This is a genomic window from Ectopseudomonas chengduensis, assembly GCF_900102635.1.
Lineage (GTDB): Bacteria > Pseudomonadota > Gammaproteobacteria > Pseudomonadales > Pseudomonadaceae > Aquipseudomonas > Aquipseudomonas chengduensis.
Genome location: NZ_FMZQ01000001.1, coordinates 145,650 through 166,838, shown reverse-complemented (window position 1 = coordinate 166,838; position 21,189 = coordinate 145,650). Strand labels below are relative to the sequence as shown.

The 21,189-nt window shown below is 67.3% G+C and carries 19 protein-coding genes and 2 riboswitches; of the genes, 12 read left to right on the top strand and 7 right to left on the bottom strand.

Going from position 1 to position 21,189, the window contains the following annotated elements; genetic code table 11:
* The first annotated feature begins 49 nt into the window (after positions 1–49).
* Together BLS08_RS00720 and BLS08_RS00715 are read left to right on the top strand one after the other, a co-directional pair.
* The gene (locus BLS08_RS00720) at positions 50–793 is read left to right on the top strand and encodes an SDR family oxidoreductase (protein ID WP_021487416.1); all 744 of its coding nucleotides are present in this window, start codon (positions 50–52) and stop codon (positions 791–793) included.
* An 83-nt stretch (positions 794–876) separates the two neighbouring features.
* The gene (locus BLS08_RS00715; RefSeq protein ID WP_021487415.1) at positions 877–1,446 is read left to right on the top strand and encodes a flavin reductase family protein; all 570 of its coding nucleotides are present in this window, start codon (positions 877–879) and stop codon (positions 1,444–1,446) included.
* A gap of 12 nt (positions 1,447–1,458) precedes the next feature.
* Here the strand turns inward: BLS08_RS00715 and BLS08_RS00710 are convergent, their stop codons facing one another.
* Positions 1,459–2,070 (bottom strand): LysE family translocator, encoded by a 612-nt coding sequence (locus BLS08_RS00710; protein ID WP_021487414.1) that lies wholly within the window; start codon positions 2,068–2,070, stop codon positions 1,459–1,461.
* 94 nt (positions 2,071–2,164) lie between these two features.
* On the opposite strand from BLS08_RS00710, the gene BLS08_RS00705 reads away from it, so the two are divergent.
* Positions 2,165–3,145 (top strand): GlxA family transcriptional regulator, encoded by a 981-nt coding sequence (locus BLS08_RS00705; protein WP_090335881.1) that lies wholly within the window; start codon positions 2,165–2,167, stop codon positions 3,143–3,145.
* An 81-nt stretch (positions 3,146–3,226) separates the two neighbouring features.
* On the opposite strand, the gene BLS08_RS00700 is transcribed toward BLS08_RS00705, so the two are convergent.
* The 6 genes from BLS08_RS00700 to cobG form a co-directional block, all read right to left on the bottom strand.
* Complete coding sequence (locus BLS08_RS00700; protein WP_167375866.1) at positions 3,227–3,826, bottom strand: LysE family translocator; 600 nt, start codon at positions 3,824–3,826, stop codon at positions 3,227–3,229.
* A gap of 77 nt (positions 3,827–3,903) precedes the next feature.
* Positions 3,904–4,743: an AraC family transcriptional regulator gene (locus BLS08_RS00695; protein ID WP_090335878.1), complete on the bottom strand. Its 840-nt coding sequence runs from the start codon at positions 4,741–4,743 to the stop codon at positions 3,904–3,906.
* Positions 4,744–4,889: 146 nt separating this feature from the next.
* Entirely contained in the window at positions 4,890–6,539 is a 1,650-nt protein-coding gene (cobJ, locus tag BLS08_RS00690) for a precorrin-3B C(17)-methyltransferase (protein ID WP_090335877.1), read from the bottom strand.
* Positions 6,540–6,673: 134 nt separating this feature from the next.
* Positions 6,674–7,414 (bottom strand): precorrin-2 C(20)-methyltransferase, encoded by a 741-nt coding sequence (locus BLS08_RS00685; RefSeq protein WP_090335876.1) that lies wholly within the window; start codon positions 7,412–7,414, stop codon positions 6,674–6,676.
* On the bottom strand, positions 7,414–8,040 hold the full coding sequence (locus BLS08_RS00680; protein ID WP_059391055.1) for a precorrin-8X methylmutase: 627 nt from the start codon (positions 8,038–8,040) through the stop codon (positions 7,414–7,416). The genes BLS08_RS00685 and BLS08_RS00680 overlap by 1 nt, the downstream gene beginning before the upstream one ends.
* Positions 8,033–9,346: a precorrin-3B synthase gene (gene cobG / locus BLS08_RS00675; protein ID WP_090335874.1), complete on the bottom strand. Its 1,314-nt coding sequence runs from the start codon at positions 9,344–9,346 to the stop codon at positions 8,033–8,035. The genes BLS08_RS00680 and cobG overlap by 8 nt, the downstream gene beginning before the upstream one ends.
* 93 nt (positions 9,347–9,439) lie before the next feature.
* Positions 9,440–9,622: riboswitch (cobalamin riboswitch) on the bottom strand.
* A 180-nt stretch (positions 9,623–9,802) separates the two neighbouring features.
* Here cobG and cbiE point away from each other — a divergent pair.
* The 9 genes from cbiE to BLS08_RS00630 all read left to right on the top strand — a co-directional run bounded on the left by cbiE (position 9,803) and on the right by BLS08_RS00630 (position 21,183).
* Positions 9,803–11,005 carry a precorrin-6y C5,15-methyltransferase (decarboxylating) subunit CbiE gene (cbiE, locus tag BLS08_RS00670; protein ID WP_090335873.1) on the top strand — a complete coding sequence of 401 codons (1,203 nt, stop codon included), beginning with the start codon at positions 9,803–9,805 and terminating at the stop codon, positions 11,003–11,005.
* Positions 11,002–11,721: a cobalt-precorrin-6A reductase gene (locus tag BLS08_RS00665; protein ID WP_021487405.1), complete on the top strand. Its 720-nt coding sequence runs from the start codon at positions 11,002–11,004 to the stop codon at positions 11,719–11,721. The genes cbiE and BLS08_RS00665 overlap by 4 nt, the downstream gene beginning before the upstream one ends.
* Positions 11,722–11,882: 161 nt before the next feature.
* Positions 11,883–12,581, top strand: coding sequence for a (2Fe-2S) ferredoxin domain-containing protein (locus BLS08_RS00660; RefSeq protein ID WP_090335871.1), 699 nt, complete (start codon positions 11,883–11,885; stop codon positions 12,579–12,581).
* A gap of 102 nt (positions 12,582–12,683) precedes the next feature.
* Positions 12,684–12,877, top strand: a riboswitch (cobalamin riboswitch).
* A gap of 334 nt (positions 12,878–13,211) precedes the next feature.
* The gene (locus tag BLS08_RS00655) at positions 13,212–15,320 is read left to right on the top strand and encodes a TonB-dependent receptor (protein ID WP_090335869.1); all 2,109 of its coding nucleotides are present in this window, start codon (positions 13,212–13,214) and stop codon (positions 15,318–15,320) included.
* Positions 15,320–16,090 carry an ABC transporter ATP-binding protein gene (locus BLS08_RS00650; RefSeq protein ID WP_055986157.1) on the top strand — a complete coding sequence of 257 codons (771 nt, stop codon included), beginning with the start codon at positions 15,320–15,322 and terminating at the stop codon, positions 16,088–16,090. The genes BLS08_RS00655 and BLS08_RS00650 overlap by 1 nt, the downstream gene beginning before the upstream one ends.
* Positions 16,090–17,118: an ABC transporter substrate-binding protein gene (locus tag BLS08_RS00645; RefSeq protein WP_017676226.1), complete on the top strand. Its 1,029-nt coding sequence runs from the start codon at positions 16,090–16,092 to the stop codon at positions 17,116–17,118. Before BLS08_RS00650 ends, BLS08_RS00645 begins: the two co-directional genes overlap by 1 nt.
* Complete coding sequence (locus tag BLS08_RS00640) at positions 17,115–18,122, top strand: FecCD family ABC transporter permease (RefSeq protein ID WP_017676225.1); 1,008 nt, start codon at positions 17,115–17,117, stop codon at positions 18,120–18,122. Before BLS08_RS00645 ends, BLS08_RS00640 begins: the two co-directional genes overlap by 4 nt.
* 84 nt (positions 18,123–18,206) lie before the next feature.
* The gene (gene cfaB, locus BLS08_RS00635) at positions 18,207–19,391 is read left to right on the top strand and encodes a C17 cyclopropane fatty acid synthase CfaB (RefSeq protein ID WP_017676224.1); all 1,185 of its coding nucleotides are present in this window, start codon (positions 18,207–18,209) and stop codon (positions 19,389–19,391) included.
* A 40-nt stretch (positions 19,392–19,431) separates the two neighbouring features.
* On the top strand, positions 19,432–21,183 hold the full coding sequence (locus BLS08_RS00630) for a sensor histidine kinase (RefSeq protein ID WP_017676223.1): 1,752 nt from the start codon (positions 19,432–19,434) through the stop codon (positions 21,181–21,183).
* The last annotated feature ends 6 nt before the right edge of the window (positions 21,184–21,189 follow it).

Here is a 21,189-nt window from a genome sequence, read left to right as displayed (position 1 = left end):
GTCCGGCCTACGGCACGGACACTCCAACCAATCGAGAGAGGGCTTACCCATGAGCAACAACATTTCCGGCAAGGTCGTGGTCATCACCGGCGCCAGCAGCGGCCTGGGCGAAGCGACCGCCCGCCATCTGAGCAAGCTGGGCGCCAAGGTGGTGCTGGCCGCACGGCGCAAGGAGCGTCTCGAGAAACTGGTCAGCGAGCTGGTCGCCGCTGGTGGCGAGGCCGTGGCCTACCAGACTGACGTGACCCGCGCCGATGAGGTCAAGGCGCTGATCCAGGGCGCACTGGACACCTTCGGCCGCGTCGATGTGCTGGTCAACAACGCCGGGCTGATGGCCATCGCACCGCTGAGCGACGTGCGCGTCGAGGAGTGGGAGCGCATGATCGATATCAACATCAAGGGCGTGCTGTACGGCATCGCCGCAGCGTTGCCGGTGTTCCAGCAGCAGAACGCCGGGCACTTCATCAACATCGCCTCGGTGGCCGGGATCAAGGTGTTCAGCCCCGGCGGTACCGTCTACAGCGGCACCAAGTTCGCCGTACGGGCCATCTCCGAAGGGCTGCGTCATGAGGTAGGCGGTAGCATCCGCACCACCACCATCGAGCCCGGCGCGGTCGACTCCGAGCTGAAGTTCGGCAGCTCGCACCAGCAGAGCCGCGACTTCGTCGTCGACTTCTACAAGCAGGCGATCCCGGCGGAATCGGTGGCGCGCGCCATCGCCTACGCCATCGAGCAGCCGGCCGACGTCGACATCAACGAGATCGTCCTGCGCCCGACCGTGCAGGAGTTCTAATCCCCTGTTGCTAAGACAGGCGCTTGCGATGTGGGCCTTCACGGGCCAGCATGCGAGCGCCTTTTTCGTTTTCAGGAGCCTGCATGAGCGCGCCCATCCGTCCCGTCGACCTGGCCAAGGCCTACCGTCTGCTCAACCACGGCCCCACCGTACTGGTGTCGGCGCGTCATCAGGCTGTGGATAACGTCATGGCGGCAGCCTGGTGCTGCGCCCTGGATTTCGATCCACCGAAGCTGACCGTGGTGCTGGACAAGGCCACCCGCACCCGCGCGCTGATCGAGGGCAGCGGCCTGTTCGCCATCCAGGTGCCGACCGTGGCGCAACTGCAGCTGACCCAGGCGGTGGGCAACGCCAGCCTGGCCGACGACCCGGCGAAGCTGGCCCATACCGGCGTCGAGCTGTTCACCATGGAAGGCCACGACCTGCCGCTGGTGGCGGGCTGCTCCGCCTGGCTGGTCTGTCGGCTGATCGATGAGCCGCACAACCAGCAGGCCTACGACCTATTTATCGGCGAGGTGATCGCCGCCTGGGCCGACGAGCGCGTGTTCCGCGATGGCCGCTGGCATTTCGAAACGGCCGACCCGAGCCTGCGCAGCCTGCATCACGTGGCCGGTGGGCATTACTACGCGATTGGCGAGGCGCTCAAGGCCTGATGCCGGACGTGCTCAGCGCGCCAGCGGTAGCGCCACACCGATCAGCACGAAGAGCACACCGCAGCTGCGGTTGAAGGCGCGGCCGCCGCGCTGCAACCAGGGGCGTACGCGAAACGCCAGTAGCGCCAGCAGCAGTTCGACGAGGAACTCGACCACGGCGAAGGTCGCTGCCATCACCACGAACTGCACGGCCAGGCCGCGCTGCGGGTCGACGAACTGCGGTAGAAAGGCGCCGTAGAACAGGATCACCTTGGGATTCGACAGCGCCGACAGCAGGCCTTGGCGAAACAGCCGGCTGGTGCTGGGGCGGACGCCGCTGTCGGCCAGGATCAGGTTCATCGGCGGCGAGCGCCACAGCTGCACGCCCAGCCAGATCAGGTAGGCGCCGCCGATCCACTTGAGCGCCAGCAGCGCGTTGGGCGCGGTCTTGAGCAAGGCACTGAGGCCGAACATGGCCAGGGCGATCAGCGTGCTGAAGCCGACCACACCGCCAAGGATGGTGGCCAGTGCCATGCGCGCGCCGTACAGCCCGCCGTGGGTCAGTGCCAACAGGCTATTGGGGCCGGGCGTGAGTGCCAGGCCAAGGGTGGCGACGAAGTAGACGAGCCAGAGTTCGAGGGCCATGCGGGTCTCCTGTTTGGGCGCGGCCAGTCTAGTCAGCGACAGGTACTTGAATGAGGTAGATTCTGGCTATCTAACGGTTGATTCTGGACATCACATGGCCGAAAGCCCCGACCTGCGTTTTCTCTTGCTGCCCCTGCCGGAATTTGCCCTGCTGCCGTTCGGTGGTTTTCTCGACAAGTTGCGCTTCAGCGCCGACGACGAGGACTACAGCCGACAGCGCTACTGCGCCTGGACCATTCTCGGCCTGCAGCCAGGGCATGTGCTGTCCAGCAGCGGTGCGGCGCTGCGTATCGAGGCCACGCCGGACGAGCTGAAGCTGGCCGACTACGACTATCTGGTGTTGTTCGGTGGGCGCAACGCACAGGCCACCGCTGCGCTGGCGCCGGCCTACCAGCCGTTGCTGCGTCGCGCCGCACGCGCCGGAGTGAAGCTGGTGGCGATCGACAATGCCAGCTTCCTGCTCGCCGCCTGCGGCCTGCTCGACGGTCATCGGGTGGCAGTGCACTGGCGCCATGAGGCGGAATTCCGTGCCAGCTTCCCGAACTTGCGACTAGCCCGCGAGCGCCTGTACTGCTTCGATGGCGCGCGGATCTCCTGCGCTGGCGGTACGGCGGCCATCGACCTGGCGGTGGAGCTGTTGGCCCAGGGCAGCGGCCGGGCGCGGGCGCTCAAGGGCCTGGCCGACATGCTGGTGGACGAGACGCGCAGCGGCCAGCACGCGCTGCGTTCACTGCACACCACATCGAGCGGCGAGCGCCATGTCGACCGCGCCATCGCCCTGATGCGCCATGGCCTGGCCAGCGCCGATGGCATCGAGCAGCTGGCGGCCAGCGTCGGTATCAGCCGGCGTCAGCTGGATCGCCTGTTCCAGGCCAGCCAGGGTATGAGTGCGCGCGAATACTGGAACGAGCTGCGCCTGCAGCACGTGCGCTGGCGCCTGCTCAACTCCAGCCACAGCCTGGCGCAACTCGCCGACGAGATCGGCGTCAGCGATGCCAGTCATCTGGGCAAGCTGTTCCGCCAGCGCTTCGGCCTGGCGCCCGGAACCTTCCGCCGTCAGGGTGGTGTGTTTTAGGAGCCGCGCCCCGCGGCGAATGCTGCGGATAAACTCGGTATCGCGGCATCGCCGCAATCGCTTCGCGCCGGGGCGGCGCTCCTACAGGTTTGTCATTAGCGGCAGCCACACCGAAGCCAGCAGCAACACAGCCATGCAGCGGTTGAACAACAGCAGCCTGGCCGGTTGCCGCAATAGGCGCGCGCCGCCGACGCCCAGCACACCCCAGGCCAGCAGGCAGGGCGTGGACACCAGCAGGAACAGCGTCGCGTAGCTCGCCACCGCGCCGAACGAGGCCTGGCCGTCGAGGAAGATCGCCGTGACCGAGACGCTCATCAGCCAGGTCTTGGGGTTGATCAGTTGCAGGCCGGCGCCCTGGGCGAAGCCCTGGCGCCGGTCGACGCCGCGCTCGTCCAGGCCGGCAGCTTCGGCGCGCATCAGCTTGCAGGCCATCCAACTGATCCAGGCGGCGCCGGCCCAGGTCATCGCCGTCTGCAACAGCGGGGCGCGGGCCAGTAGTTCGCCGAGGCCCAGGCCGACCACCAGCAGCATCAGACTGGCAGCGAGGCTGGCGCCCAAGGCGATGGCCAGAGCGATGGACAGGCCGAAGCGCGCGGCGCTGCCGAGGATCAGCAGGTTGGTCGGGCCGGGGGTGATCGACGCCACCGAGGCGAAGAGGATGAAGGGCAGCCACTGGTTCATGGCCGCGCTCGTTGAGCAGTGAAGGGCATCGGGCATCGCTCCATATCGGGTATGGCGCGATTGTCCGGCTGGCTGATTCAGCGGTCTTGAAGCTTTGTGCAGAGGCTGCGGTAGGCGCCCGGGGTAAGGCCGTTGGCACGGCGGAACCAGCGGCCCAGGTGACTCTGGTCGGCGAAGCCCAGGTCGCTGGCGACATCCGCCGGTGCCGTGCCGAGGGCCAGCAGCCGGCGTGCGCGCACCAGACGCAGCTGGATCAGGTAGCCATGTGGGGCAATGCCGAAGGCCGCCTTGAACGCACGGCTGAGGCGGAAGCGGTCGACGCCGCAGACTCGCGCCAGTTCGTCGAGGCCGATGTTCTCTTGAAAGTGTGCATGCAGGTAGTCGCGGGCACGCAGGGCCACGCGGGGTATCTGCGGGCTGCCCGGCAGGCGCTGGCGCCAGTGCAGGCTGCGTGAGATGCGCTCCAGCAGCGTATCCAGCGCCGCGTCGCGCACCATGCGCGGCTCGTTGTCGTTTAACGCCTGCAGGGCATTGGCGATACAGGGCAGCAGGCCGGGGTCGTCCGGTTGGGTGCGTGGTACGCCGGGCAGACAGTCGGCGGGTGCCTGTTCGAACAGCGCTGGCAACGCGCGCTCCAGCCAGGCCGGCTCGAGATAGAGGGTGGAGTAGGTGAAGCCGCCCGGTGTCGGCGCGTGGCCGTCGTGGATATCGCCGGGCTCGAGGAAGAAGGTCTGTCCCGGCACACTGCTGAACAGCGCGCGTCGGCAATGGAACTGCTGCACGCCCTGCTCGGTAAAGCCGATCAGGTAGCTGTCGTGCCAGTGCGGGTCGTAGGCGTGGCCCTCGAAATGCGCACGGATCACCTCGATGCCGGTATCGGCATCCTGCTTGAGGTCGACCCATGACTGCGCGTTCATCGCCTGCTGCCCGTTTGTGCTGTGAACGCTTGAGCTTACCGCGTCCAGTGCGCAGGGCTAGAAGGTTTGTGCAGGCGCCTTTCGTAGGAGCTGGCTTGCCAGCGATCAAGGTGTTCGACGGTGCCGGATTGCCCGCAAGCGGGCTCCTACAGATCGGGATACCAGCGCGGTGTATAGGCCCACTCGCCGCCATCGGCCCGGGGGAAGCGGCGGGTCTGGCTGGAGCCGATGATCACCAGGGTGCGCATGTCGACCATCTCCGGCGTCAGCTCGCCGAGGGTGAGGTTGCGCAGGGCTTCGGCGGGACGGCCGATATCGCGGCCGAGTACCACCAGGGTCTGCGGTTCGCGGTGCTGGCGCAGCAGTTCCAGTGCGCGGCCAAGCTGCCAGGGGCGGGACTTGGAGATCGGGTTGTAGAAGGCCATGGCCAGATCGGCGATGGCGGCGTGCTGCAGGCGCTTTTCGATCACTGCCCAGGGCTTGAGGTTGTCGGACAGGGATATCAGGCAGAAGTCGTGACCCAGCGGCGCACCGGCCTTGGCGGCGGTAGCCAGGGCGGCGGATACGCCCGGCAGTACTTCCAGCTCGACGCCGTGCCAGGCATCGTTTTGCGGGCTTTCCAGCGCCTCCATCACCGCGGCGGCCATGGCGAACACGCCGGGGTCGCCCGAGGAGATCATCACCACCCGCCGGCCGCTGGCGGCCAACTCGAAGGCATGGGCGGCGCGCTGCAGTTCCTCGCGATTGTCGCTGGGGTGTACGCATTGATCGGCGCGCAGCGGGCCGGCCATCTTCACGTAGGTGTCGTAGCCGAGCAGGTCTTGCGCTTCGTCGAGGGCGCGGCGCACGGCGGGGGTCATGTGTTCGGCGGCACCGGGGCCGAGGCCGACCACGCTGAGGCGGCCACGGCGCTGGCCGAGGCGCTCGATATCCAGCGGCTGTTCACCCAGCAGCAGGCGCAGGCCGTCGCCTACAAGGTGCTCGGGCGGCAGCTCGGTGGTGCTGTGGATAAAGCGCAGCGGAAGGTTTAGTTCGCGTGCCGCTGCGTGCAGGTCGGCGTTGGCCATCCAGGCTTTGTCCGCGAGCAGAACGGCCAGCGCTTGCGGCGCCAGCTTGGCATCGCTCAGCGCCTGCTGCAGTCGGGTGGCCAGGTCGGCGCCGGGGCGTTCGATCAGCGCAGCGGCGACGCGCGGGTGGATCAACAGTTCGTCCGGTTGCGCCGGGCGCGCCTGTGCGGTGATGTGGATAACCCGACTGGCGGCGTCATCCACAGGCAGCTGCGCGGCCTCCAGCCAGGGCGCCTGGCCTTCTATGCGTACCGTCTCGCCGCCGAGCAGGTCGCTGACGAAGCGCTTGCCCTGCTGCAGGTCGGCCAGGGTATAGCCGGCTGGCGGCTCCAGCAGGCAGGTGCCGAAGCGCAGTTCGCCACTGGTGGTGATGGCCGGCGTTACGCCCAGGTGCGCGGCGATCTCGCGGGCCAGACGATTGACCCCGGCCAGGCCACCGAGCAGCGGTACTACGGCGCTGCCGTCCTCGGCCAGGGCCAGCACCGGCGGCTCGGCGCCCTTTTCCGCCAGCAGCGCGGCCAGGCTACGGATGACGATACCGGCGGCGCACAGCACCACAAGCGGCTGGCCGGCGCGGTACAGGGCGCGCAGGGTATCGCTGAACTCGTCGTAGTGGCGCTCGGCGCCGTCGGCGCGCCCGCGCAGGCCGTGGATCACCGCCTGTGGATAAAGCGCCTTGAGACGTTGTGCAGTGGCCAGCGCGCTGGCGCCGAGGATGACGATGTTCATGCGGTAAATCCTGTAGCCCGGATGCAATCCGGGGAATGGGTTTCCCGGATTGCATCCGGGCTACGGTCTTGAGACGGGTAGGGCGGGTGCAACCCGCCAGCTCGCTGCAGGCGGGTTGCACCCGCCCTACGGGATTACCCCCGCCATTTCTGCCCAGGCACCAGAATCATCGAGAAATACGGCGAATCCATCGGCTCCACCTCGTCCAGTGCGACGATCTTCTGGCTGGCCATGGTCGCGCGTTCTACGTAGTGGGCGCGGTCGTCCAGGCCGAGCTTGCGCAGCACGCGGCGCACCTTTTCGAAGTTGCGCCCGAGTTTCATCACCACGGCCGCTTCGGCGTCGCGTAGGCGCTGTTCCAGCTCGTCTTCCGGCAGTACGCCGGACAGCACGCTCAAGCTCTGGTTGCGGTACACCAGCGGGGTGCCGAGCACCGAGGCGCAGCCGAGCATGGAGCACACGCCGGGCACCACTTCCACCTCGTAGCGGTCAGCCAGTCGGTCGTGCAGATACATGTAGGAGCCGTAGAAGAACGGATCGCCCTCGCAGATCACCGCCACGTCCTGGCCGGCGTCCAGCAACTGGGCGATCTGCTGCGCGCAGGTGTCGTAGAAGTCGGCGATCACATCCTCGTAGGACAGCGGCGGGGCAAGCTTCTCGGTGGTTACTGGGTAGACCAGCGGCAGGCGCTGCTGGGCGACGTCCAGGTGCTCTTCGATGATGCCGAAGGCGTTACCGCCGTGGCCGGCGTTGTGTTTGGCCTTGGCCACGAAGTAGGCCACCACCGGCGCGCCTTTGAGCAGGCGCAGCGCCTTGAGGGTGAGCAGCTCGGGGTCGCCGGGGCCGACGCCGAGACCGAGCAGACGGCCAGCCATCATTCCACCTCCGAGGCGAGGGCGTTGACCGCCGCTACCGCCATGGCGCTGCCGCCACGGCGGCCACGGACGATCACGTAGGGCACGCCACGACTGTCTGCGGCCAGGGCGTCCTTGGATTCTGCCGCGCCGATGAAACCCACCGGCATGCCGATGATCAGTGCCGGCTTCGGCGCGCCGGCGTCGAGCATTTCCAGCAGGTAGAACAGCGCCGTGGGGGCGTTGCCGATCACCACCACGCTGCCTTCGAGATGTTCACGCCAGTGTTCCAGAGCCACCGCCGAGCGAGTATTGCCGACTTCGCGGGCCAGCTCCGGTACGCCGGCGTCGTGCAGGGTACAGATCACTTGGTTGTTAGCCGGCAGGCGCGGGCGGGTGATGCCCTCGGCGACCATGCGCGCATCGCAGAGGATCGGCGCGCCGGCCAGCAGCGCGGCGCGGCCAGCGGCGCCGGCACCGGGGGAGAAGCGCAGATCCTCCACCACGTCGACCATGCCGCAGGCATGGATCACCCGTACGGCGAGTTTTTCCAGGTCGGCGGGGATGCCGTCGAGGTTGGCTTCGGCGCGAATGGTGGCGAAGGAGCGGCGGTAGATTTCCTGGCCGTCGCGGATGTAATCAAGCATCGGGTGTTCCTGCGGGGTGTTGGCGGGCGAACCAGACGCCGGCCTCGTCGATGGTCATGGCTGGCGCCAGCAGGCGACCGAAACCGGGCGCCTCGGGCGTGCGTTGGTAGAGCTGGTAGTGATCGGGCGTGCTGGCCAGCAGGGTATAGGGCTGTACGCGGGCGCTGGCGCAACTGCGCGGGCAGGCGCTGAGATGCACCTGCGGACGGGCGCCGCTTTCGCGCAGCAGCTCCGCCAGGTGCAGGGCGTGGTGCTTGCTGTCGGCCAGGCCGCGCGCGCAGGCCGCCGAGCCGGTGCAGGCGACCAGGCCAAGCAGCGGCTCGTCGATGTGGGTCAGCAGGCCGAGTTCGCCCAGTGCTGCCATCAGTTCACGGCTGGCGGATTCCGGCACATTGCCCAGCAGCACGCCTTGCCAGGGGGTCAGGCGCAGCTCGCCGTCTCCCAATCGCTCGCTGAGGTCTGCGAGCGTCAGCAGCTGTTCGGCATGCAGTCGGCCCAACTGGGCGCCGGCTGCGACCATGCACAGGCCGCTCTGCGCTTGTGGATAAATCCCAGCCGGCGAGCGGTTGATCGTCGCGGCAGTCTGCCAATTGGCCGGTGCCGGGTGCAGGGGAAAATCCAGACGCGTCTGCAGGCGTTGCAACAGCTCGCTGGCCGGGATCTGTGCCAGCAACTGGCGCATGCGCGATTGTTCGGGTATCGCCAGTTCAAGGAACAGCAGCAGGAGTTCGCGCACCAGCGTGACCGTATGTGTCGCCTCGACTCGCGCCAGCGGCGCGTCGAAGGGGCAGCCGGCCAGGCCCAGCAGCAGGTACTGGTCGTCCTCGGCGGTCAGCCACAGGTCGTGGGGGTGTTCGCGCATGGCCAGGGCTTCGCCACCGTCCAGTTGCAGGGCGAACTTGGGCGACAGGGCATGCAGCACCGGGGTGTCCTGCAGCAGGTCGAGCAACTGGCTGGCCAGCGGACGCACGTCCATCCGTGCCTGCGGGTCGAGACCGGCGGCGGGGCTGAGCATCAGGTTGCGCACATCGTCGGCAGCGGCCACTCGGGGACCGAGCTCGGCGCCGAGCAGGGCGTCGATCAGTGTGCTTTCCTGGCCGGGCAATACGCCACGAATCTGCAGATTGCTGCGGTTGGTCAGCTCCAGCACACCGCTGGCATGCTGCCGCGCTGCTTCGGCAATCGCTTGCGCCTGGGCACTGCGCAGCATGCCGCCGGGCAGTTTGACCCGGCAGATGCCGCCATCCAGCGCAGGCACGATGCGCAGCAGGCCGGGGCAGGCGGAAGGACGGACGGATGTAGGCAAGCGGTCACCTGTGGCTAACGACGCGGCGACCGAACCAGCGAAATCCCATTGGGGACTCCATGGCATCGGTACACCCCGCCCGATGTTGGCACTCGCGACCAGCGTTCGTCGGCAGGTCTCCTGGCTGACAGGTCTTCGTCCGCCGCGCCTTCCCGGTTACCCAGTGGCCGATTGCGTTGGACTCGCTGTTTACAGTTGCGGGGGCAGCCACGGTGAACCGTGTTCCCTCTTGGGGAAGCTCTGAAATGGCCATCTACCGTCACTCCCGCGCAGGCGGGAGCCCAGGTAGTACTGAGATTCTGGATTCCCGCCTGCGCGGGAATGACGACTATTTCAGAGTTTCCTTAGGCCCTTTACTGAGTCGTATCGACTCAAGGGCACCGACGAAGGCGCTATTATGCCCGCTTTGCCCGGAGCGCGGACAGGCGCTCCGTCGGGCCTGTGTGAGGACATTGGATGAAACCCTGGTTGACCCTGGTCGGCATCGGCGAAGACGGCTACCCCGGCCTGGGCAAGGCCGCGCGTCGCGCCTTGCTGGCGGCCACCCGTATCGTCGGCGCGCCGCGCCAGCTGGCGCTGCTGCCGCCGTGCATCAGCGGCGAGCGGGAAACCTGGCCCAGCCCCTTCGATCTACAGCCGTTGCTGGCCCGACGCGGCGAGGCGGTGTGCGTGCTGGCCAGCGGTGATCCGATGTTCTATGGCGTTGGTGCCAGCATGGCGCGCCAGCTGCCGGCCGACGAGTTGCAGGTGTTGCCTGCGCCGTCTTCGGTGTCGCTGGCGGCGGCGCGTCTGGGCTGGCCGCTGCAGGAGGTGGAGGTGCTGTCGCTGGTCGGCCGGCCGCTGGCCACGCTCAATGCCCGTCTCTATCCCGGTACGCGCCTGCTGGTGTTGAGCGCTGATGGTGACACCCCCGCGCAGGTCGCCGCAGCCCTGTGCGCACGCGGTTTCGGCGCCAGTCGTCTGACTCTGCTGGAGCACCTTGGCGGCCCCGACGAGCGCCGCATCGAGGGCCTGGCCGCGAGCTGGGACCTGCCGCGCGGCGCTGACCTCAACCAGCTGGCCGTGGAGTGCCTGGCCGACGCCGGGGCACAACTGTTGCCACCGACCTGTGGTCTGCCTGACGAGGCCTACCGTCACGACGGCCAACTGACCAAGCGTGACGTGCGCGCGGTCACCCTGGCGCGGCTGGCGCCGCTGCCCGGCGAGCTGCTGTGGGATGTCGGCGCCGGTTGTGGCTCCATCGGCATCGAGTGGATGCGCGCGCACCCGGCCTGCCGCGCTATCGCCATCGAGGCCAACGAGGGCCGTCAGGATCATATCCGCCACAACCGCGATGCCCTCGGCGTACCTGGTCTGCAGCTGGTCGCCGGGCATGCGCCCGAGGCGCTGGACGGGCTGCCGGCACCGGATGCGATCTTTATCGGCGGTGGCGTCACCGTACCCGGTGTACTGGATGACTGCTGGGCCGCGCTCAAGTCCGGCGGACGCCTGCTGGCCAATGCCGTGACCATTCAAAGCGAGGCGGCGCTGGTCGCCTTCCGCGAACAGAATGGCGGCGAGCTGCTGCGTCTTACCGTGGCCCAGGCACAGCCGCTGGGCGGCTTCGACACCTGGCGTGCGGCGCTGCCGATCACCCTGCTGGCGGTGCGCAAACCTTGAGCGCACGCATCCTGTTGCTCGGTGGCACCACCGAGGCGCTGCGTCTGGCGCGTCGACTGGGGTCGGAAACCATCTACAGCCTGGCCGGCCTTGGTCGCGTGCCGGATGACCTGGCCTGCCGCGTGCGCGTCGGCGGCTTTGGCGGTGCCGAAGGCCTGGCGGCCTTTATCGACCGCGAAGGCATCGAGCTGCTGCTGGATCTGACCCACCCCTATGCGGCGCAGATCAGCCATAACGCGGCCCGCGCTGCAGAACTGGCGGGCGTGCCATGCTGGGCATTGCGGCGCCCTGGCTGGCAACCGGGCCCGGGTGACGACTGGCGCGAGGTGGAAGGCTGGGATGAACTGACCCGTGCGCTGGCGCCTTTCGAACGGCCGTTTTTCACCTCCGGGCGCGAGCCGCTGGCGCATTTGCACGAGATTCCCGCGCACCAGCACTGGACGGTGCGCTGCCTGCAGGCCGAGCCGGCGCCGCCGCGCGCAGAGGTGATCGGCGCACGCGGGCCGTTCTCCCTGGAGGAGGAACGCGCACTGTTCGCGCGCCTGCGCTGCGACGTGCTGGTGAGCAAGAACAGTGGCAGCGCCTCCACCGAGCCGAAGTTGCAGGTCGCCCGTGAGCTTGGATTGCCGGTTTTGCTGTTGCGTCGCCCGCAGTTGCCGGCGGTAACGTGTGAGTTCGCGGAGTTGGACGCTCTCTACGAGGCGCTGTCCCTGTAGGGCGGGTGAAACCCGCCAACGCCGGCCTGGCGGGTTGCACCCGCCCTACGCCTGCGCTGATTCTGTAGGGTACGCCGCGCGCACCGGGCCTTCTATCACCCGCCGGATTGCCTCCGGACCACGACGCGCTGCTAGACTGCCGGCCCGTTCTGGAGACCGTCATGAGCCAACCCCCCTACGTCCGCGTTCTGTTTATCGGCCCCGGCCTGGGTCGTGGGGCATCGTCCGAGCGTCTGCAGCAGCGCGTCGAAGCGTTGCTGGGTGAGGCGCATCTGCACGACAGCGAGCAGGATGGCTTCTGGCAGGCCATCGCTGCGGCGCCGCGACCACTGCTAGTGGTCGATCTGGAGCCGCGCGCCGATGCTGCGCACCGTGATTGGCTGCGCGAGCGCATCGCCGAACGCGGCGCCGGAGCCGAGGTGTTCGTGGTCTGCACGGCGCTGGAGGACACCTGGCTCGATGGCCTGAGCGCACTGCTGGCGCATCGCGAAGAGCATCTGCCCTGCAGTGACGTGCCGCCCGTTCCTGCGCATCACGCCTGGTCGCAGATCCCTCCACATGCGCAGCGCCTGCTGCTGTGCAACGGCCCGCGCTGCACGCGCAAGGGCGCGCTGGGCCTTTGGAAAACCCTGCGTCAGCGGCTCAAGGCCGCCGGCAAGCTGGAGTGCGAAGGCGGTGTGCATATCACCCGCAGTCAGTGCCAGTTCCCCTGCGACCTGGGGCCGACCGCGAGCCTTTATCCACAGGGCGAGTGGTACGGCATCAAGGACGAGGCGGCGGTGATTCGCCTGGTTGATGAGCGCCTGGTGGCGGGCAGGGCATTGCCGGAGTTGCGTATCGATGAGCAGGGCAACAATTAGCAACTCGGATTACGCCTGCGGCCAATTCAAGCTACAAGCAATCGCCGCTAAAGCGCCTCCCACAATTCCCCCCGCGCCTTGACTTGAGCGGGTGTGGGTGGTCATATCCGCCCCGCTTCAGGTGTCTCACGCCGCCGCGCGTGAGGTGAAACGGGAAGTCGGTTGAAGTCCGACGCTGCCCCCGCAACGGTAAGCGAGCGATCGCATCGATACGCCACTGTGCGCCCCGCGCATGGGAAGGCGATGCGTTCATGACCCTCGCAAGCCCGGAGACCGGCCTGGAGTCGTTTGTGTCTGGCAACCCGCGGTGGGCGGGCGTTGACTCCAGTAGGGCGCCGCCGTGCCCCTGTCTGCTGTTGCGCATTTCCATCGGATTGCCGTGCCTTTTCTCTTTGCGATGGAAGCAATATGGCGCGCCATTTCCGCTACAAGAACCTCTCTTCTGCATGCCTGAACGAAGGGCGTGAGCCCGTTTCAGGCTACCTGCGAAAAACGATAATGTTATGTTATAACAATAACATTATCGCCTCAGGCACCAACTGCGAAGCGTCAAGGCTGACCGCCTTCAACGCGTACACCCGGAGCCTGGAGCGTCCTGACGACTCTCCTGGAAGATCCGGAATCACTCACGTGCAGCACCTTCTACGCCTCTGCTCCCTGCCATTCGCGCTGCTGGTCGGCGGTGTGGCCATGGCCAGCGAATCTCATGTCGATCTCCCTGCCGTCACCGTCCAGGCACACGCTGCCGAGGAAGGCGAGAGCGATCTGCATACACCCACCACGTCCGGCTCCCGCCTGGAGCTTTCGGCCCTGCAAACACCGGCCAGCACCAGCAGCCTGAGCGGCGCCGAGGTACGTGGGCGCAACAACCTCACGGTGCAGGAAGCCGTGACCCGCACGCCGGGTATCAGCAGCATCGGCTCGCCCGGCAATGGCGGCACCGCGCTGTCGGCGCGCGGCTTCACTGGCCATTCGGCGACCATGCAGCTGTACGATGGCACCCGCCAGTACGTCGGCGCCGGCACCGTGACCTTCCCGGTGGACACCTGGTCTGTAGCGCGCATCGACGTGCTGCGCGGCCCGGCTTCGGTGCTCTATGGTGAGGGCGCCACCGGCGCGGTGATCAACGTGGTGCCGAAGAAGCCCTTCGCCGGCGAGATCCGCAACCAGCTGCGCCTCGGCTACGGCAGCGACGACCGCCGTCAGGCTGCGCTGGACAGCGGCGGTTCGCTGAGTGACGAACTGAGCTACCGCTTCAACATCAATCAGCAGGCCAGCAATGGTTGGGTCGACCGCGGTGATTCGGACAGCCTGGCGCTCAGCGCCGCCCTGCGCTGGGACGCCCATGACGACCTGAGCTTCACCCTGTCCCACGACCATGGCGACCAGAGCCCGATACGTTATCTCGGCACGCCGCTGGTGGCCGGCAAGTACCGCGAGAGCATCCGCGAGCGCAATTACAACGTCGCCGACGCGGATATCCGCTATAACGACCAGATCACCCGCCTGGTGACGGACTGGCGCATCAACGACGCGCTCAGCGCCAGCAACCAGCTCTACTACATCAAGACCCAGCGCTACTGGCGCAATGCCGAGGCCTATCGCTGGCAGCCGGGTGATACGGTCGAGCGCAGCGAGTTCTACCGGATCAAGCACACCCAGGAGCAGGTCGGCGACCGCCAGACCTTCACCCTCTATCACGCCCTGTTCGGCCTCGATAGCCGCACGGTGGTCGGTGTGGATTACAACCGCATCCACTTCGCCCGCCAGCACGATTTCGCCAGCAGCTTCAGCGACAGCGTGCCGCTGGCCGGCTCCGGCGGCGGTCAGTACCAGAGCACCGACCCGCTCGGCTACGGCCCGCGTGAGCGCAACCTGGCGCGGCAGTTCTCGCTGTTCGCCGAGAACCGTACCCAGCTGACCGAGCGCCTGTCGCTGGTCACCGGGGTGCGCCGTGATCAGGTGCATATCCAGCGCGACAACCTGATCGATGGCAGCAGCGTCGACCGCAGCCTCAGTGGCGACAACTGGCGTGCCGGCCTGGTCTTCGCCCTGACCCCCGAACTGTCGCTGTACGGTCAGTACGCCACCAGCACCGAGGGGGTGAACAATCTGCTGACTCTGAACCCGACTCAGCAGCAGTTCGATCTGAGCGAAGCCAGGCAGAGCGAGATCGGCCTCAAGCAGATGTTCTGGGGCGGGCAGGGCGAGTGGACGCTGGCCGCCTACCATATCGTCAAGAAGAAGCTGCTCAGCCGCACAACCCCGACCTCGCCCACCGAGCAGATCGGCCAGCAATCCTCCGATGGCCTGGAGGTCTCGCTGGAACTGGCGCTGGGCCAGGGCTGGCAAGTGTCGGCCAACGCCGCCCTGGTGCGTGCCGAGTACGACGACTTCATCGAAGGTGGTGGCGACCGCAGCGGCAATCGCCCGACCGACGTGCCCAAGCGCACCGCCAACCTGTGGCTGAACAAGGCGCTTGGTGGCGGCGTGGATGCCGGTATCGGCGCGCGTTATGTCGATGCGCGTTATGCCGATACGGCCAACACCGCCAAGGCGCCTGGCTACACCGTGGTCGACGCCAACATCGCCTGGCAGGCGTTGCCGGACGTGCGCCTGGGCCTGGAGCTGAACAACCTGTTCGACCGCCAGTACGCCACCACCGCCAGCAGCGACGGCGAGCAGTGGTACCTGGGAGCGCCGCGTTCGTTCTTCGTCACCGCGGATTACAGCTTCTGATGACTCCGCGTTTGCGTATTCAGGCGCTGGCCTGGTCGCCCGACGGCCAGCGTCCGCTGCTCGAGGGCATCGACCTGGACGTCGGCGATGGCGAGCTGCTGGGGCTGATCGGCCCCAACGGCAGCGGCAAGACCAGCCTGCTGCGCTGCGCCTATCGCTTCCAGCGGCCCAGCGCCGGCCAGGTCAAGCTGGACGGCGAGGCGCTGTGGCAGCGCCCGCCGCGCTGGAGTGCGCAGCGCGTGGCCGTGGTGCTGCAGGAATTTCCGCAGGACTTCGGCCTGCGCGTGCACGAGGTGGCGGCCATGGGCCGTACGCCGCACAAGGGGCTGTTCGATGGTGACGATGTCGAAGATCGGCGCCTGGTGGATGAGGCGCTGGCCCGTGTCGGTTTGAGCGACCTGGCGCAGCAGCCCTTCGCCTGCCTCTCGGGTGGCGAGAAGCAGCGCGCTCTGCTCGCCCGTGCCCTGGTACAGCAGCCGCAAGTGCTGATCCTCGACGAGCCGACCAACCACCTCGACCCGCGCTACCAGCTCGAACTGCTGGGCCAGATCAAGGCGCTGGGCCTGGCGACCCTGGCCAGCTTCCATGATCTGAACCTGGCGGCGGCCTTCTGCGACCGCCTCTGCGTGCTCGACCAGGGCCGTCTGGTGGCCATCGGCACGCCTGCCGAGGTGCTGACCGCCGAGTTGCTGCAGCAGGTGTTCGGCCTGCAGGCGTTGGTCGATACCCATCCACTGGCGGGTCATCCGCGCATTACCTGGATTGTTTGATGAAGCGTTTACGCACGGTTGCGTCTGTAGGAGCGAGCTCTGTTCGCGAACCCTGGGGAGCGACAGAAGCTTCGCGAGCAAAGCTCGCTCCTACACTCATTGGTGCGATCCTGCTGGCGCTGGCCAGTCCCGCTTGGGCCGTCACCGTCACCAGCTGCGATCGCCAACTCACCATCGAGCGACCGCCGCAGCGTGCGGTCAGCCACGACATCACCCTGACCGCCATGCTCCTGGACCTCGGCCTGAGGCAGCGTATGGTCGGCTACAGCGGCATCAGCGGCTGGAAAACCGTCGAGCCGGCCATGCAGGCGCAGCTCGACGGGCTGCCCGAACTGGCCGCACGCTATCCGTCGCTGGAGAATCTGCTCGATGCCGACGCCGACTTCTTCTTCGCCGGCTGGAACTACGGCATGCGCATCGGCGGCGAGGTCACCCCGGCCAGCCTGGCGCGTTTCGGCATCCCGGTGTACGAGCTGAGCGAGTCCTGCGCGCACGTTATGCCCAAGCGCGTCGCCAGCCTGGACGATGTCTATACCGACCTGCGCAATCTCGGCCGCATCTTCGCCGTCGAGGATCGTGCCGAGACCCTGGTACAGGGCATGCAGGCGCGGGTAGCGGCGGTAAGCGCGCAGCTCGGTGAGCAACCGACGCGGCCGCGAGTGTTCGTCTACGACAGCGGCGAGGACCTGCCCTTCAGTGCCGGCCGTTTGGGCATACCGCAGTCGCTGATCGCCGCGGCCGGTGGGCGCAACGTGATGGACGGCGTAGCGGCCAACTGGATGCAGGTGGGCTGGGAGGCCGTGGTCGAGCAGGACCCGGAGCTGATCCTGATCGTCGACTATGGTGAGCGCACGGCGGCGCAGAAGCGCGATTTTCTCCTGCAGCATCCGGCGCTGCAGGGCGTCACGGCGATTCGCCAGCAGCGCTTCGTGGTGCTCTCCTATCTCGCCGTCACACCGAGCCTGGACAACGTCGCCGCCATCGAAGTGCTGGCTGCCGCGCTGCATCCCGAGGCCTTCCCGCAGTGACGCGTTTTCGCTTGCTGCTGCTCGGCCTGGCGGTATTGCTGGCGCTGTCCTGTGCGCTGTCGCTGGTCTTCGGTGCGGCTCAGGTGCCGCTGGAGCGCGTGCTGGCAATACTCGCTCGGCAGCTGTTCGGCATCGAGCCCGCAGTGGCGGTGAGCATTGGCCAGGACAGCATCGTCTGGCAACTGCGCGCGCCACGGGTGCTGCTCGGCGCGCTGGTCGGCGCCGGGTTGGCGCTGGTGGGTACGGCGCTGCAGGCGGTAACGCGCAACCCGCTGGCCGACCCGCACCTGCTCGGCGTCAGCTCTGGCGCAGCCTTCGGTGCGGTGCTCGTGGTGCTTTACCTGGGCGAGTTCGCCGGGATGCTCAGCCTGCCGCTGGCGGCCTTCGTCGGCGCCATGGCGAGCATGCTGCTGGTGCTGGCCATCGCCAGCCGCGGTGGTCGGCTGCACAGTGAGCGCCTGCTGCTGGCCGGCGTGGCGGTATCCTTCGTGATGATGGCGGCAAGTAATCTGTTGCTGTACCTGGGCAACCCGCATGCGGCCAGCTCGGTGCTGTTCTGGATGCTCGGTGGCCTCGGCCTGGCGCGCTGGGAACTGCTCTGGCTGCCGGCGCTGTGCCTGGCGCTGGCGCTGGCCGTGCTGCTCGGCCTGGGTCGCGCGCTGAATGCGCTGATGGCCGGCGAGCAGAGCGCGGTGAGCCTGGGCCTGGAGCCACGCCGGGTGCGCCTGCTGGTATTCGTGGTGGCCTCGCTGCTCACCGGCGTGCTGGTATCGCTGTCCGGCGCCATCGGTTTCGTCGGGCTGATGCTGCCGCACGTGGCGCGCTTTCTGGTCGGTGCCGAGCATCGTCGCGTGCTGCCGGTGGCGGCGCTGCTGGGGGCGCTGTTCCTGGTCTGGGTCGATGTCGCCGCGCGCACCTGGCTGGCACCGCAGGATCTGCCCATCGGCATCGTCACCGCCGCCATTGGCGGGGCGTTCTTCGTGGCCCTGCTCAGGCGCCGCTAGTCGCCAGGATCGAACTGCTGCAAGGGCGCAAAGGTCATCTAAGCTAGTCTCTGTAACACAGACTCCTGGCCAGGAGGGATGCCCATGCTCGCGCAATTGCCCACCGCACTTCGTGATCTACGACTGCCGCTGCGCCTGAAACTGTGGGACGGCAAGCAGATCGACCTTGGGCCCAAACCCAGGGTGACGCTGGTGGTGAAGGATCCCTCGCTGGTCACGCAATTGGCCCATCCCAGCCTGGATGCATTGGGCGCTGCCTATGTCGAGGGACGGGTGGATCTGGAAGGCCCCATCGAAGAGGCCATCGAGGTTGGCGATGCGCTGAGTACGGCGCTGCTCGGGGATGAATCCACGCCAGCTGAGCGATACGCCGCCCACGACAAACGCAGCGACGCCGAGGCCATCAGCTACCACTACGACCTGTCCAACGAGTTCTACCGACTGTGGCTGGACCGCGACATGGTCTACTCCTGCGCCTACTTCGAAACCGGCCAGGAAGACCTGAACCAGGCCCAGCAGGCCAAGCTGCGCCACCTGTGCCGCAAGCTGCGCCTGCAACCGGGTGACAGGCTGCTCGACGTCGGTTGCGGCTGGGGCGGCCTGGCGCGTTTTGCCGCGCGCGAGTTCGACGTCGAGGTCTATGGCATCACCCTCAGTCAGGCGCAGCTGGAGCTGGGCCTGCAGCGCGTGGCCGAGGAGGGCCTGGAAGGGCGCGTGACCCTGGAGCTGTTGGATTACCGTGACCTGCCGCAGGACGGCCGCTTCGACAAGGTGGTCAGCGTCGGCATGTTCGAGCACGTCGGCCACGCCAACCTGCCGCTGTACTGCCAGCGTCTGTTCGGTGCGGTCAAGGCCGGCGGCCTGGTGATGAACCATGGCATCACCTCACGCTTCACCGATGGTCGTCCGGTCGGCCGTGGTGCGGGTGAGTTCATCGACCGCTACGTGTTCCCGCAGGGCGAGCTGCCGCACCTGGTGACCATCAGCAAGGCGATCAGCGAGGTCGGGCTGGAGATCGTTGATGTCGAGAGCTTGCGCCTGCACTACGCGCGCACCTTGCAGCTGTGGAGCCAGGGCTTGGAGCGGCAGCTGCAGAAGGCCGCGCAGTGGGTACCGGAAAAGTCCCTGCGTATCTGGCGCCTGTACCTGGCCGGCTGCGCGTACGGTTTCCAGCATGGCTGGATGAACCTGCATCAGATCCTGGCGGTGAAACCGCGCGATGACGGCGGTCATGATCTGCCGTGGACCCGTGCTGACCTGTATTCGTGATGGAGTAACATGCGGCTCGTATTGATCCCGCGAGCCGCCTATGCCCTTGCCGCAACAGCATCGTTACCGCGTACTGTTCACCGTTCTGGCGATTCTCGCCGGTCTGCTGCTGAGTCTCTGGCTCGGTGGACGGCATGCCGAGCAGCGCGCCTGGGACGAGCGCAGCGTCGAGGCGCGCGGGCAGTTGCAGCTCTATGCCCAGTCGATTCGCACCCTGGTCGAGCGCTTCAGCTCGGTACCGGAAGTGCTGGCGCTGGACAGCGACATTCGCAGCCTGCTGCGCGCGCCGCATGATCGTCAGCTCCGCCAGGCGCTGAACCAGCGCCTGGAGCGGCTCAACGCGGCCGCCGGCTCCACCGTGCTGTACCTGCTCGATGCCCAGGGCGAAACCCTGGTGGCCAGCAACTGGCGCGACTGGAGCAGCTTTGTCGGTAACAACTACGCCTTCCGTCCCTATTTCCAGAACGCCCTGCGCGATGGCGGCGCACGCTATTTCGCGGTGGGCGTGACCACCGGTATTCCCGGCTATTTCCTCTCCCACGTGGTGCGCGATGCCAAGGGCGAGCTGCTCGGCGTGCTGGTGGTCAAGCTGGAGCTGGAAGACCTGCAGCGCGAATGGGTCGGCCAGCCCGGCGTGCTGCTGGTCGCCGACAGCTATCAGGTGGTGATCCTCAGCAACAAGCCGGTCTGGCGTTTCCGCGCTCTGCAGCCACTCGACGAACAGGCGCGCGCCGAACTGGTGGAGGTGCGCCGCTACGCCGAGCAGGCGCTGCAGCCGCTGGCGCATCAGGTGCATCGGCACATCGACGACGATGCGGACTGGGCACGCGTCGATGGCCCCGACGGTAATCGCGACTATCTCTGGCAGCGTCTGCACATGCCCGAAGAGGGCTGGAACCTGCATCTGCTCAGCGAGCCGGTCGGTCTGGCGGACAGCGTGCGTAGCTATCGCCTGGCTGCTGCCGGGGTATGGATGACCTTCGCTTTCCTGCTGTTGTTCCTCGCCCAGCGGCGCAAGAACCAGCGTTTGCAGGCCGGCATCCGCGAGCGCCTGGAGCGCGAGGTGGCGCTGCGCACCGCCGAGCTGCGCGAAGCCCAGGACGGCTTGGTACATGCCGCCAAGATGGCCGCGCTGGGGCAGATGTCGGCGGCCCTGGCGCATGAGATCAACCAGCCGCTGACCGCCCTGCAGATGCAGCTCGGCAGCCTGCGCCTGCTGCTCGACAGTGGTCGGCCGGAAGCTGTGCGCGACGGTCTGCAGCGTATCGATGGCCTGCTGCAGCGCATGGCGGCGCTGACTGGCCACCTCAAGACCTTTGCCCGCAAGACCCCGGCCGGCCTCAGCGAGCGCCTGTGCCTCGGTGATGTGCTGGAGCAGGCCCTGCAGCTGTTGGCGCCGCGTATGCGCAGCGAGCAGGTGGAGCTGCGCACGCAGATAGACGACGAGGCCGAAGTGCTTGGCGATGCCATCCGCATCGAACAGGTGATCCTCAACCTGCTGCACAACGCCCTCGATGCCATGGCCGAGAGCGAGACGCGCATCCTCCTGGTACGCATCGCCCGTGAAGGCGATGGCTGCCTGCTCAGCGTCGAGGACAGTGGCGGCGGTATTGCCGAAGAAACCCTCGGTCGTGTGTTCGAACCCTTCTTCACCACCAAACCGGTGGGGCAGGGGTTGGGGCTTGGGCTGGCGGTGTCCTACGGTATCGTGCGCGATCTCGGCGGCACGCTGGAGGCGCATAACGGTGAGCTGGGTGCGGTGTTTACCTTGCGTTTGCCCGCCGCGCCGTAACCCGGA

What these genes read in the sequence shown, in the direction of transcription:
- BLS08_RS00660 (WP_090335871.1), top strand. Translation starts at nt 11,883, where the DNA reads ATGAGCCAACCCCCCTACGTCCGCGTTCTGTTTATCGGCCCCGGCCTG.
- BLS08_RS00720 (WP_021487416.1), top strand. Translation starts at nt 50, where the DNA reads ATGAGCAACAACATTTCCGGCAAGGTCGTGGTCATCACCGGCGCCAGC.
- BLS08_RS00685 (WP_090335876.1), bottom strand. Translation starts at nt 7,414, where the DNA reads ATGGCTGGCCGTCTGCTCGGTCTCGGCGTCGGCCCCGGCGACCCCGAG.
- BLS08_RS00645 (WP_017676226.1), top strand. Translation starts at nt 16,090, where the DNA reads ATGAAGCGTTTACGCACGGTTGCGTCTGTAGGAGCGAGCTCTGTTCGC.
- BLS08_RS00700 (WP_167375866.1), bottom strand. Translation starts at nt 3,826, where the DNA reads ATGAACCAGTGGCTGCCCTTCATCCTCTTCGCCTCGGTGGCGTCGATC.
- cbiE (WP_090335873.1), top strand. Translation starts at nt 9,803, where the DNA reads ATGAAACCCTGGTTGACCCTGGTCGGCATCGGCGAAGACGGCTACCCC.
- BLS08_RS00680 (WP_059391055.1), bottom strand. Translation starts at nt 8,040, where the DNA reads ATGCTTGATTACATCCGCGACGGCCAGGAAATCTACCGCCGCTCCTTC.
- BLS08_RS00695 (WP_090335878.1), bottom strand. Translation starts at nt 4,743, where the DNA reads ATGAACGCGCAGTCATGGGTCGACCTCAAGCAGGATGCCGATACCGGC.
- BLS08_RS00710 (WP_021487414.1), bottom strand. Translation starts at nt 2,070, where the DNA reads ATGGCCCTCGAACTCTGGCTCGTCTACTTCGTCGCCACCCTTGGCCTG.
- BLS08_RS00705 (WP_090335881.1), top strand. Translation starts at nt 2,165, where the DNA reads ATGGCCGAAAGCCCCGACCTGCGTTTTCTCTTGCTGCCCCTGCCGGAA.
- cobJ (WP_090335877.1), bottom strand. Translation starts at nt 6,539, where the DNA reads ATGAACATCGTCATCCTCGGCGCCAGCGCGCTGGCCACTGCACAACGT.
- cfaB (WP_017676224.1), top strand. Translation starts at nt 18,207, where the DNA reads ATGCTCGCGCAATTGCCCACCGCACTTCGTGATCTACGACTGCCGCTG.
- BLS08_RS00650 (WP_055986157.1), top strand. Translation starts at nt 15,320, where the DNA reads ATGACTCCGCGTTTGCGTATTCAGGCGCTGGCCTGGTCGCCCGACGGC.
- BLS08_RS00630 (WP_017676223.1), top strand. Translation starts at nt 19,432, where the DNA reads ATGCCCTTGCCGCAACAGCATCGTTACCGCGTACTGTTCACCGTTCTG.
- BLS08_RS00715 (WP_021487415.1), top strand. Translation starts at nt 877, where the DNA reads ATGAGCGCGCCCATCCGTCCCGTCGACCTGGCCAAGGCCTACCGTCTG.